This is a genomic window from Roseomonas sp. SRI_022 (assembly GCF_057586215.1).
In genome coordinates, this window is record NZ_JBYCZL010000056.1 from 1 (window position 1) to 11,654 (window position 11,654).

Consider the following 11,654-nt stretch of genomic DNA (forward strand, 5'->3'; position numbering starts at 1 on the left):
GGCGAGCGGCGCCTGCGCGACGTCCCGCAGCCGCTTCGGCGCATCGAGGCCGAGCTGGTCGCGCAGCACCTTGGCGTTCACTTCCTCCACCGCGCCGCGCGGCAGCGCGCCGAGCTGGAAGGGGCCATAGGCCGTGCGGATCAGCCGCGTCACCTCAAGCCCGAGATGCGTCATCACGCGACGCACCTCGCGGTTCTTGCCTTCCTTGATCGAGACGGTGAGCCAGGCATTGGTCCCCTGCCGCGCATCGAGCCCGGCCTCGATCGGACCATAGACGACGCCATCGACCGTCACGCCGCGGATCAGCGCGGCGAGCGCCTTCTCATCCACCCGGCCATGCACGCGCACCCGATACCGGCGCAGCCAGCCATTGGATGGCAGTTCCAGCTTACGGGCGAGTTCCCCGTCGTTGGTCAGCAGCAGCAGCCCCTCGCTGGTCAGGTCGAGCCGGCCGACCGAGACCAGGCGCGGCAGGCCGGCGGGCAGCTTCTCGAAGACGGTCGCGCGGCCTTCAGGGTCGCGATGCGTCGTCACCAGGCCATCGGGCTTGTGGTAGCGGAACAGCCGCGTGCGTTCAGGTGCTGCGACCGGCTTGCCATCGACGGTCACATGGTCACCCGGCGTGATGAAGGTGGCGGGTGTCTCCACCACCTTGCCGCCGAGCTTCACCCGGCCCTCGGTGATCATCTTCTCCGCATCGCGGCGGGAGGCGACGCCGGCGCGCGCCAGCCATTTCGCGATGCGCTCGCCGCGCTTCGGATCGTCGCTCTCCTCGGTCATCGCGCGGCCTCCACGAAGGCGGTGAAGATCGCGGGATCGCGGGGATCGACCGCATATTCCGGGTGCCACTGGACGCCGAGCGCGAAGCGATGGCCGGGATGCTCCACGCCTTCCACGACGCCATCCGGGGCGAGCGCATTGACGATGCCGGAACCCGCCGTCGCCACCGCCTGGTGATGCGCGGAGTTCACCGCCATGCGCGGTGCACCGACGATCCGCGACAGCAGCGTGCCCTCGGCGATGCGGACCTCATGCCCCGCTTCGGTGCGCGGGTTGGGCTGCTCATGCGCGAGCGCGCCGGCGACCTCGTCCGGGATGTGCTGGATCAGCGTACCGCCGAATGCGACCGCCAGCAGTTGCTGCCCGCCGCAGATGCCGAGCACCGCCTTGTCGCGCGCAAGCGCCGCACGCGTCGCGGCGAGTTCGAAATCGGTGCGGCCCGGCTTCAGCGTCACCTTCGGATGCGGTGCGCCGCCGCCCCACAGCGCCGGATCGACATCGAAGGCGCCGCCGGTCACCAGCAGCCCGTCGATCTCATCCATGTAGGCACTCGCCAGCGCCGGATTGTGCGGCAAGGCGACCGGCAGGCCGCCGGCAGCGATCACCGCGTCGAAATAATTCTGCCGCAGGGCGTACCAAGGCAACTTCGACCAGCCTCCGGCCGGTTCCGAATCCAGGGTGACGCCGATCAGGGGACGGGTGCGCATGGCGCTAGGTAGCGAGCGCAGCCGCGCCGCGTCCAGCACGGCGCAGCGTCATTGGAGAGGCGCTGCTCCTCCAAACCACTCCGCCTAGGCACTCTGGGCCAATTCCCCGTGGTCCAGGGGGCCGCTGCCCCCTGGCGGGGAGAGTCCGAGAGGGGCGGCGACCCTCTCGGTTGCGCGACGACGCGCGCAATGCAAATGATCCTCACATGTCCCGGTTCGGCGAGCGGCGCGGCTACCATCACGGCAATCTGCGCGAGGCGCTGGTTGCCGCCGCCGTCGACCTGATCAGCCAGCACGGCCCCGAGGGCTTCACCGTGGCCGAAGCCGCGCGCCTGGCCGGCGTGTCGCCCGGCGCCCCCTATCGCCATTTCCGCGATGCCGAGGCGCTGCTCGCCGAGGTCGCGCTACGTGGCTTCGAACGCTTCGCCGAGGCGCTGTCCGTCGCCTGGGCCGGCGGCCAGCCGGACGCGCTGCGCGCCTATGAGGCACTGGGCCGCGCCTATCTCGGCTTCGCCCGGCGCGAGCCGGCCTATTACGCCGCGATGTTCGAGACACGCATCACGCATGAGCTGCACCCCCCGCTGCTCGCCGCGTCCGACCGCGCCTTCGGCGTGCTGCGCGAAGCCACGGAGGCGCTGATCGCCCGCCTGCCCGAGGGCCGCCGCCCGCCAGTGCTGATGGTGGCGCTGCATGTCTGGGCGATGTCGCACGGTATCGCCTCGCTGTTCTGCCGGCCGGACCGGTCGCGCCGGAAACTGCCCATGGCGCCCGAGGAACTGCTGGAGGCCGGGCTGCTGATCTACCTGCAGAGCCTGAGCCTTTCGCCGGGCGGCTGAGGAATCGTTCGGCTGGCGTCGCTTTTCCCTTGACCGGTCCGGCCATGGCCCCCAATGTAAATGTCGCTTGCATTTACATCCCGCAGGCCGAACCATCCCCAAGACCGAACCATGAGGAGCACCATGTCCGCCTCCGCCTATCCCGACGCCGCCGACTACCCGAGCCGTCGCGAGCGCCGCGAGCGCCGCTGGCGGGACGACCGCTTCGAAGCCGGCCCCTGCGCCGCGTGGAGCCCCTGGACCGCGCCCAAGCCCCTGCTGATCGGGGCCACGATCCTTGGCTTCATCCTGTTCTGGCCGATCGGCCTCGCCATGCTGTTCTTCATGATCGGCAGCGGGCGGCTCGGCCGCCGCTGGGCGCGGCGCTACGGCATGGGGCCGGGCGGCGGCGCGCCGATGGATCAGGGCGGTTGGCCGCGCTGGTGCCGCGACGAACAGCCTTCCTCCGGCAATGCCGCCTTCGACGAATACCGCGTCGAGACGTTGCGCCGGCTGGAGGAGGAGCAGAAGGACTTCGCTGCCTTCCTGGAACGCCTGCGCTTCGCCAAGGACCGCGCGGAGTTCGAGCAGTTCATGACGGACCGCCGGACGCGCCCGCCGGAACGACCCGAGCCGCAGCAGGGCTGATCGCCCCGGCTTCGCCGCCCGGCTGGTTTCCAGCCGGGCGGTTTCCGTTCTAGGGGTCAGCCATGACCCCGATCGAGATCGCCCTCGCCGAAGCCGCCGCCGCCGCCGCGCGCGGCGAGGTCCCGGTCGGCGCCGTCGTCACCGATGCCGCCGGCGCCGTGCTCGCCAGCGCCGGCAACGAGGTCGAGGCCCGCAGCGACCCCACCGCCCATGCCGAGATCCTGGCATTGCGCGCCGCCGCCGCGCGCCTTGGCTCCCCGCGCCTGCCCGATTGCACCCTGACCGTGACGCTCGAACCCTGCCCGATGTGCGCCCAGGCGGCGTCCTTCTTCCGGGTGAAGCGCATCGTCTTCGGCGCCTATGACCCCAAGGGCGGCGGGGTGGAGCATGGCGCGCGCATCTTCGCCGCACCCTCCTGCCACCACATCCCCGAGATCGTCGGCGGCGTCCGCGAATCCGACTGCGCGACGCTCCTACGGGACTTCTTCGCCGCGCGGCGTTGACCCTCGGCGCGCGGGCAGCCATTCATCGAACCGCAGCACGGGGTGAAGCGGAACGTCATGCGCGAAGTGAACGGCAACGACCTGCTCGGCGGCAGTGACCACGAGTTCGTCGTCAACCTCTACACGGTGATCCTGAACCGCTGGCCCGACGAGGATGGCTACCGCCACTACCTCCAGCGCGCGGAGAACCGGCCGGAGATGCGCCGCCCGCTGATCGACGAGGTCGCCAGCAGCCAGGAGGCGCGGAACCTCGGCGTCGATGTGCGCTGGCCCGATGCGGCAGCACCGGCGGCGGTACCCGTGGCCGTGCCGCTGGCTGCGACCGCCGCGCCGGGTGACCTGGCCGGGACACTCGCCCGGCTGCGCGATGGGCTCGCCACGATGGAAGCTGCGGCCCTGGTGGAGGCGCAGCGCCTGCTGGCCGAGACGCTGGCGGCGGTCGCGACGCACCAGGCGGCGCAGTTCGAAGCCCGCATCGCGCGGCTGGAGCGGAAGGGCGGGTGAAGGCCGATTGGAGGGGCGCTGCCCCTCCAAGCCTCCCCGCCAGGGGCTAACGGGCCCCTGGACCGCGGGGACTTGGTGCCCTGCGGCGATCCTAAAGCGGAACTGATGATTCCGGCGCCCGCAGGCATGCCTTCCGCCGGGCAGGACGCAGTTTGCCCATCCTCATCCGACCATCGCGCCCGGCACCAGGTCGAGGTGTCCAGAGGCCTTTAGGCCTTTGGTGGGGTGAGGTCCGGAGAGGGGCAAAGCCCCTTTCCGGCATCAGTTCGTCCGCGCCCCCGCCCGCCCGACATGCTCACCGGCATTCGCCAGCGCGCCGGCACGCTGCGCGTCCTCGATGGTGCGGAAGAAGGTGTAGGACAGCGTGATGGTGGTGACCTCGCGGGTGTTGGGGTCCTCCGCGATGCGAGGGTCCACCCAGAAGGACACCGGCATGTCCACCCGCTGGCCAGGCATGAGCGTCTGTTCGTCGAAGCAGAAGCAGGCGACCTTGTGGAAGTATCGCCCGACCTTCTCCGGCGTCACGTTGTAGACCGAGATGCCGGTGACCGGCGTCGCCGCCTGGTTGGTGGCGGAATAGAAGGCGAGCCCTTCCTCCCCCAACCGGACGGTCATCGCGGCCTGCTCGGGCCGGAAGTTCCAGGGCAGGTTGCGGTCGGTCTGGCCGGCGAAGCGGATGTTGATTGTGCGCTCGGTCGCACCCGGCGCGGCCTGCCCGGTCTGCACCGTGCCGTTGTATCCGGTGACGGCGCAGAACAGGTTGTAGAGCGGCACCGAGGCGAAGGAGAGGCCGACCATCCCCACCGCGACGGCGGCGATGCCGAAGCCGGCCCGCCTGTTGCGGCGCTTGATCGCCCCGGCGCGTGTCTCATCCATGGCGTCCATCTGCCCCTGGGGAAGCGGCTTGGCAAGGGCGATGGCGACGCGCCTGCCGCACGCGTAGCGCACCCTTCGCAAAGCATCGGCCTCGGGTCAGGAGCGCACAGCGCGACCGCGCCCAGACCGGCAGCGGCCGCCAACGCACCAGTGCTTGGCGCGCAGCCAAGGCCCGCGGATGCGGGCCGCCCGGCGTTTGAGGGACAAACAAAAGCAGCCCGAGGCGAACGCCTCGGGCCAGGAGCGCAAAGCGCGACCGCGCCCAGACCAAGCGTCGTCCCCGGCGCAACAGTGCATGGTGCGAAGGCAAGCGGCCCGGATGGGCCGTGCCCGCGGTCTGAGGGCAAAACAACGACTCATCATCGGCGGCCTTCAGCCGCCGATGATGATGATCTCAGCCGCGCAGCAGCCGCGCCATGCCGACGAAATAGAATAGCGCCGACAGGCCGATCAGCAGCAGCAGGATCGCGATGTTGCGGCCACGGCGGCGCTTCTCGAACACGCTGCGTTCGTCGGGCGTCATGTGCCGAGCACCAGGCGGTCGATCGCCAGCGCCGCGAACAGCACGGACAGGTAGACCAGCGAGAAGCGGAAGCAGGCGCGTGCCGGGGCGTCGCGCGTCAGGCTGCGCCCGGCCTCATCCTGCGCATCGCGCAGCACCGCGACGGCGTGGCGCAGGAACATCGCACCCAGCACCGCCGCCACCACGGCATAAGCGGGCCCGGAGAAGCCGACCAGCCACGGTGCGAGCCCAAGCGGGGCGAGCAGCACGGCGTAGATGACGATCTGCCGGCGCGTTTCCTTGGCCCCGGCGGTCACCGGCAGCATCGGCACACCGGCCCGCGCGTAGTCGTCATGCGCCCACAGCGCGAGCGACCAGAAATGTGGCGGCGTCCAGAAGAAGACGATGGCGAACAGCAGGATCGGCACCAGCGTCACATCGCCCGTCACGGCGGCCCAGCCGATCACCGGCGGGAAGGCGCCGGCGGCGCCGCCGATGACGATGTTCTGCGGCGTCCGGCGCTTCAGCCACATGGTGTAGACGAAGACGTAGAAAGCGATCGACAGCGCCAGCACGAAGGCCGCCGCGACATTGGTCGCCATCCACATGACGGTGACGGACGCGACCGACAGCCAGATGCCGAAGGCGAGCGCCGCACCCGGCGCGATGCGCCCGGCCGGGATGGGGCGCTTGGCGGTGCGGCGCATCACCGCGTCGATGTCGCGGTCGTACCACATATTGATCGCGCCCGCGGCGCCGGCGGCCACGGCGATGCACAGGATGGCGGTCACCGCCAGCACCGGGTGCATCGCGGTCGCACCCGGGGCGACCAGCATGCCCACCAGCCCCGAAAAGACGACGAGCGACATCACGCGCGGCTTCAGCAGCGCGATCCAGTCACTCACCTCGGACATGTCGTAGGACGCAGGAAGGGGGGCTGAGCCCCCCTGTCCCGGTTCCATGGCGGCGTCGCTCATGGCTACTCCATTGGATAGCGCACCTTACCGGATGCGCGGCAGCTCATCGAAGGTGTGGAAGGGCGGCGGGGAGGAAACCTGCCACTCGAGCGTGGTCGCGCCCTCGCCCCACGGGTTGGCCGCCACCTTCTCGCCGGAGCGGAAGGTCAGCCACACCACATAGAGGAACAGGATCAGCGAGGCAGCCGAGATGTAGGCGCCGACCGAAGCGATCATGTTCCAGGCGGTCAGCGCCTCGGGGTAGTCCGGGTAGCGGCGCGGCATGCCCTGGTTGCCCGAGAAGTGCATCGGGAAGAAGGTCAGGTTCACGCCGATGAAGGTCAGCCAGAAGTGCACCTTCCCCCAGAACTCGGGGTACTGCTTCCCGCTCATCTTGCCGATCCAGTAGTAGAAGCCGGCATAGATGCTGAACACGGCGCCGAGGCTGAGCACGTAGTGGAAGTGCGCCACGACGTAGTAGGTGTTGTGCAGGACCTGGGTGATGCCGGCATTCGCGAGCACCACGCCCGTCACGCCACCCACGGTGAACAGGAAGATGAAGCCGATGGCGAACAGCATCGGGGTCTTCAGGTCGATCGACCCGCCCCACATGGTCGCGATCCAGGAGAAGATCTTGATGCCGGTGGGCACCGCGATCACCAGCGTCGCCGCCATGAAGTAGGCGCGGGTGTCCACGTCGATGCCCGACTGGAACATGTGGTGCGCCCACACGATGAAGCCGACGAAGCCGATCGCGACCATGGCGTAGGCCATGCCGAGGTAGCCGAACACCGGCTTGCGGCTGAAGGTCGAGATCACGTGGCTGACGATGCCGAAGCCCGGCAGGATCATGATGTAGACTTCGGGGTGGCCGAAGAACCAGAACAGGTGCTGGAACAGCACCGGGTCGCCGCCGCCTTCCGGCTTGAAGAAGGCGGTGCCGAAGTTGCGGTCGGTGATCAGCATGGTGATCGCGCCGGCCAGCACCGGGACCGCGAGCAGCAGCAGGAAGGCGGTGACCAGCATCGACCACACGAACAGCGGCATCTTGTGCAGGGTCATGCCCGGCGCGCGCATGTTCAGGATGGTGGTGATGAAGTTGGCCGCGCCCATGATCGACGACGCACCGGCGAGGTGCAGCGAGAACAGCGCCAAGTCCATCGCCATCGACGGGTGGAACTGGTTCGACGACAGCGGCGGATAGATCGTCCAGCCCGCGCCCGGCCCTTCACCGATGAAGGCGGATGCGCCGAGCAGCAGGAAGGCCGGCACCAGCAGCCAGAAGCTGATGTTGTTCATGCGCGGGAAGGCCATGTCCGGCGCGCCGATCATGATCGGCACGAACCAGTTGCCGAACCCGCCGATCAGCGCCGGCATGACCACGAAGAACACCATGATCAGCCCGTGGGCCGACACCAGCGCGTTCCACATCTGGCCGTCGGCGAAGAACTGCATCCCGGGCTGCTGCAGCTCAAGCCGCATGAGCACGGAGATGCCCACGCCGATCAGCGCCGCGAAGACCGAGAAGATGATGTAGAGCGTCCCGATGTCCTTGTGGTTCGTCGAGAACAGCCAGCGGGACACGAAGCCCGGCTTGTGGTCGTGGTGATCGTCGTGATGCGCGTCGGTTGCGGTGGCCATCGTTCTTCCTCCGGATCGCGCCTTAGCGGCGCGCCTCCGCGATCTGGACAGTGTCGGTCTGGGCGGGGGCGGCGAGCGCCGGCGCGGCGGGCTCGTCGGCGCGGGCGAAGCGCGTGCGCGCCTCGGCCACCCACTTGTCGAAATCCGCACGGCTCACGGCACGCACGGCGATCGGCATGAACCAGTGGTTGGTGCCGCAGATCTGGTTGCACTGGCCGTAGAACACGCCTTCACGATCCGCACGCATCCAGGTCTCGAGCGCACGGCCCGGGATGGTGTAGCGCTGCACGCCGAGCGCGGGGACGAAGAAGGAGTGGATGACGTCATAGCCCTGCGTGATCACGCGGACATTGGCGTTGGTCGGGATCACCAGCTCGTTGTCCACCGCGAGGCGGTACAGGTGGCGGCGCTCCGGCGGCAGCTGGTCCTCCGGGATCGGGTAGCTGTCGAAGGCGAAGTTGCCATGGTCCGGATAGGTGTAGTGCCAGTACCACTGCCGGCCCTGCACCGTGATGGTGATGTCGGCGTTCGGCGTGCGGTCTTCATAGTAGATCAGCCGGAAGGACGGGATCGCGATGACCAGCAGGATCACCACCGGCACCACGGTCCAGGCCACTTCCAGCAGCGTGTGATGGCTGGTGGTGGACGGGGTCGGGTTCACCTCGGCGCGGAAGCGCCAGACGCACCAGGCCAGCAGCGCGAGCACCAGGACGGTGATCACCACGATGATGGCGAAGATCAGGTTATTGAAGTCGTGGATCGCTTCCTTGATCGGCCCGCCGGCCTCCTGAAGGCCCATGCCCCAGGCGTGAGGCGCACCCACCATGCCCTGCGCGAATGCCGGCGTCGCCGCCATCGCGGCCATCAGGCCGCCCATCGCCGCCCCGAAGCGCTTCCCGTCGCTCAACCGCATCACCATTCCCCGTGCGCGTCGCCGCATCAGCATTGCCCGTGCGCGTCACCGCGCACTCCTAACCCGTGCGCGTCACCGCGCAACCCCAAGAATTCCGCACCCGCGTCACCGGCCGCCGAACTGGCCATGAGCGCGCGCACGCCGCCGGTCCCAAGGCCCGGCGCCGCGCGCGGACCATAGTCGCGCCACCCCGCACCGCACAAGTGAGCACGCCCGTTTGCCGGGCAATCCTGCGCAGTCGAAACGTTGCCCGGCATCAATGGCACGGAGGCGACCGCCGCCGGCCTTCCGCAGCACGGTCGCGATGCATGCGCCAGGCGCCGTGCCGGCCGCCTATTCCGCGGCGAGCGCCTGCGGCAGCGCCGCCGGGTTGCGCATCTGCACCAGCGTGAAGATGCCGACCGGCGGGCAGGGTTCGATGCTCTCGACCGTGGTCGTCCCCGGATCGAACAGGTCGCACAGGGCGAAATCCGGATGCCAGCCGAGTCGGCGCGACAGCGGCGCCATGGCGCGCTCGATCCACCAGCGCGGCCCGCCCTCGGCGGCGAAATGATTGACGAACAGCAGGTGCCCGCCAGGCCGCACCACGCGCGACATCTCGGCGAACAGTTTCTTCGCGTCCGGCACGACGGATGCCGTGAACATCGCCACAGCGATGTCGAAGGCGCCGTCCTCGAAGGCCATGCGCTCGGCGTCCATCTCGACCAGGCCGCGGACATTGGCCAGGCGCTCGGTGGCGACGCGTTCCTGCGCCTTCTGCAGCATCTCCCGCGACAGGTCGATGCCGACGACCTGCAGGTCGCGCCGGTATTGCGGCAGAGCGAGCCCGGTGCCGACACCGACTTCCAGCACGCGCGCGCCGGACAGGCGGTTCACCGCGGCCACGGCGCGCCGGCGCCCGACGCCGGAAACGCCGCCGAATACCGTGTCGTAAACGCCCGCCCAGCGGCGATAGGCCTCGCGCACCCCGGCGGCGTCGAGCGCCGCGCGGGCATGGCCGCGTTCCTCGGCCCCTTTGGCCAATCCGATGTCCGCCATCGATCCCCTCACGCCCGCGCCCCGTGCGCCGGGGCCGCAGCAACCCGGCTGGCCCAAGGGGCGCCGAAACCATGCAAGCGATGCGTCACTTGGCTAGACCACCAGGGGCGACGGCGCAAGCACGCGCTCGCGCAGCACGGGAGAATGCGGCGGACAGCGCGACCGCCCACCCTTCGCCGGACGGCGCAAAGGCCGGGGACTCGGCCCGGACCAGCGGCACAGACCTGCCGGACGGCGTCCGGCTCAGGCGTTGCGCCTGCGATCGGGCAGCGCCACCAGGATGCCGCCGACCGCGACGATGGCCATGCCGACCATCGTCAGCGCATCCGGCACGTCGCCGAAGACCAGCGCTCCGGCGAGCACCGCCCAGATGATCTGGGTGTAGGACATCGGCGCCAGCAGGCTGGCCGGCGCGCGGGTGAAGGCCATCACCAGCAACCCGTGCCCCGCGCCGCCCAGCACGCCAAGCAGCGCGAGCGCCCCCCAACCCCCGGCCGAGGGCCATGTCCAGGCGACGGGCGTGGTCGCCGACATCACCACCGCGGCGGCGAGGCTGGTATGGAAGATGGTGGTGCGCGGATCATCCAGCCCGGCGAGCCGCCGCGTCAGGATCTGGTACACCGCGAACAATGCCGCGGTGCCGAGCGGCAGGATCATCGCCCAATGCACCGGCGCGCCCGCGAACAGGAAGGGCGGCCGCAGCAGCACGATGACGCCGAGCAGCCCGATCGCGACCCCGGCCCAGCGCCGCCAGCCGACAGCCTCCTTCAGCACGATCGCCGCCAGGGTGATGGTGAAGAGCGGCGAGGCGAAGCCGACCGCCGTCGCATCGGCGAGCGGGATATGCACCAGCGCGCTGGTGAACAGGAAGTTGCAGGCGGCGAGCGTCAGGCTGCGCAGCGTCTGCCAACCCGGCGCCCGGCTGCGCCAGGGGAAGTGGCCGGTGGTCAGGCGCAGCGCGATGGCGACGGTGAGGAAGCCGAACAGGAATCGCGCCCACATCAGCTGCGTCACGGGATACCCCGCGGTCAGCAGCTTGATGAGCGTATCCATGGCGACAAAGGTCGCCAGCGCCGCCAATTGCAGCGCCACCCCGGCCAGGCGCGATTGCATGTCCGGTCCAGTCTTGCCGCATTGCGGCATCGGCGGAAGCCATCACGGCGCGCATCGGCACCGCGCCGCGCGCACGGCGCATGCCTCAGACCAGGAGCGCAAGCGCGGCCGCGCCCAGACCTTCAGTCGCCGCCAACGCACCAGTGCACGGCGCGAAGGCAAGTCGCGCGGATGCGCAGCGCCCGCCATCTGAGGGTCAAGAAACAGGCCCGAGGCAAATGCCTCGGGCCAGAAGCACACAACGCGACCGCGCCCAGACCTGCAGTCGCCGCCAACGCGCCAGTGCACGGCGCGAAGGCAAGTCGCGCGGATGCGCAGCGCTCGCCGTCTGGGTCAAAAAACAGGCCCGAGGCAAATGCCTCGGGCCAGGAGCGCACAGCGCGACCGCGCCCAGACCGTCAGCCGTCGCCAACGCACCAGTGCATGGCGCGAAGGCAAGCGGCCCGGATGGGCCGCGCCCGCCGTCTGAGGGCCTCAAAAAACTACGCAGCGTCCTCGCGGCGATCCCGCGGCTTCACATAGGCGAGCGCCGCATGCTCGGTGCAATAGGGCTTGCCAGCCATGGGCTCGCCGCCGCAGAAGCGGAAGCCGCTGGTGCCCGGTTCGCCGATCGGCCAGCAGCAGCTGCGCGAACCGATCCGCGGCCGTGCGGCCGGGA

At 69.7% G+C, this 11,654-nt stretch carries 14 protein-coding genes; 4 read left to right on the top strand and 10 right to left on the bottom strand.

Annotated features, from left to right (window positions below; genetic code table 11):
• Window positions 1–780: pseudouridine synthase (locus AC2YHJ_RS27635; RefSeq protein WP_487399412.1), on the bottom strand; the 780-nt coding region annotated here is incomplete at its 3' end.
• Window positions 777–1,487, bottom strand: coding sequence for a gamma-glutamyl-gamma-aminobutyrate hydrolase family protein (locus tag AC2YHJ_RS27640; RefSeq protein WP_487399413.1), 711 nt, complete (start codon window positions 1,485–1,487; stop codon window positions 777–779). The genes AC2YHJ_RS27640 and AC2YHJ_RS27635, both read right to left, overlap by 4 nt.
• A 206-nt stretch (window positions 1,488–1,693) precedes the next feature.
• Between AC2YHJ_RS27640 and AC2YHJ_RS27645 the strand changes: the two genes are divergently transcribed.
• From AC2YHJ_RS27645 to AC2YHJ_RS27660, 4 genes are all read left to right on the top strand, one after another.
• A complete protein-coding gene (locus AC2YHJ_RS27645) occupies window positions 1,694–2,323 on the top strand; it encodes a TetR/AcrR family transcriptional regulator (RefSeq protein ID WP_487399414.1) in 630 nt (209 codons plus the stop codon).
• 123 nt (window positions 2,324–2,446) lie between these two features.
• Window positions 2,447–2,950, top strand: coding sequence for a DUF2852 domain-containing protein (locus AC2YHJ_RS27650; RefSeq protein WP_487399415.1), 504 nt, complete (start codon window positions 2,447–2,449; stop codon window positions 2,948–2,950).
• 62 nt (window positions 2,951–3,012) lie between these two features.
• Window positions 3,013–3,453 carry a nucleoside deaminase gene (locus tag AC2YHJ_RS27655; RefSeq protein ID WP_487399416.1) on the top strand — a complete coding sequence of 147 codons (441 nt, stop codon included), beginning with the start codon at window positions 3,013–3,015 and terminating at the stop codon, window positions 3,451–3,453.
• A 57-nt stretch (window positions 3,454–3,510) separates the two neighbouring features.
• Window positions 3,511–3,957: a DUF4214 domain-containing protein gene (locus AC2YHJ_RS27660; RefSeq protein WP_487399417.1), complete on the top strand. Its 447-nt coding sequence runs from the start codon at window positions 3,511–3,513 to the stop codon at window positions 3,955–3,957.
• Between the two features lie 261 nt (window positions 3,958–4,218).
• Here AC2YHJ_RS27660 and AC2YHJ_RS27665 read toward each other — a convergent pair whose 3' ends face one another.
• The 8 genes from AC2YHJ_RS27665 to AC2YHJ_RS27700 all read right to left on the bottom strand — a co-directional run.
• Entirely contained in the window at window positions 4,219–4,833 is a 615-nt protein-coding gene (locus AC2YHJ_RS27665) for a cytochrome c oxidase assembly protein (protein ID WP_487399418.1), read from the bottom strand.
• 394 nt (window positions 4,834–5,227) lie between these two features.
• Window positions 5,228–5,356 (bottom strand): hypothetical protein, encoded by a 129-nt coding sequence (locus tag AC2YHJ_RS27670; protein WP_487399419.1) that lies wholly within the window; start codon window positions 5,354–5,356, stop codon window positions 5,228–5,230.
• Complete coding sequence (locus tag AC2YHJ_RS27675; RefSeq protein WP_487399424.1) at window positions 5,353–6,249, bottom strand: heme o synthase; 897 nt, start codon at window positions 6,247–6,249, stop codon at window positions 5,353–5,355. Before AC2YHJ_RS27675 ends, AC2YHJ_RS27670 begins: the two co-directional genes overlap by 4 nt.
• Window positions 6,250–6,336: 87 nt before the next feature.
• Complete coding sequence (gene ctaD, locus AC2YHJ_RS27680) at window positions 6,337–7,932, bottom strand: cytochrome c oxidase subunit I (protein ID WP_487399420.1); 1,596 nt, start codon at window positions 7,930–7,932, stop codon at window positions 6,337–6,339.
• Window positions 7,933–7,954: 22 nt separating this feature from the next.
• Entirely contained in the window at window positions 7,955–8,845 is an 891-nt protein-coding gene (gene coxB / locus AC2YHJ_RS27685; RefSeq protein WP_487399421.1) for a cytochrome c oxidase subunit II, read from the bottom strand.
• Window positions 8,846–9,178: 333 nt separating this feature from the next.
• The gene (locus tag AC2YHJ_RS27690; RefSeq protein WP_487399422.1) at window positions 9,179–9,883 is read right to left on the bottom strand and encodes a class I SAM-dependent methyltransferase; all 705 of its coding nucleotides are present in this window, start codon (window positions 9,881–9,883) and stop codon (window positions 9,179–9,181) included.
• A 243-nt stretch (window positions 9,884–10,126) separates the two neighbouring features.
• Window positions 10,127–10,996 (bottom strand): DMT family transporter, encoded by an 870-nt coding sequence (locus tag AC2YHJ_RS27695; protein WP_487399423.1) that lies wholly within the window; start codon window positions 10,994–10,996, stop codon window positions 10,127–10,129.
• A gap of 482 nt (window positions 10,997–11,478) precedes the next feature.
• A partial coding sequence (locus tag AC2YHJ_RS27700) for a GcrA family cell cycle regulator (protein WP_487399425.1) occupies window positions 11,479–11,654 on the bottom strand: 176 nt, incomplete at its 5' end.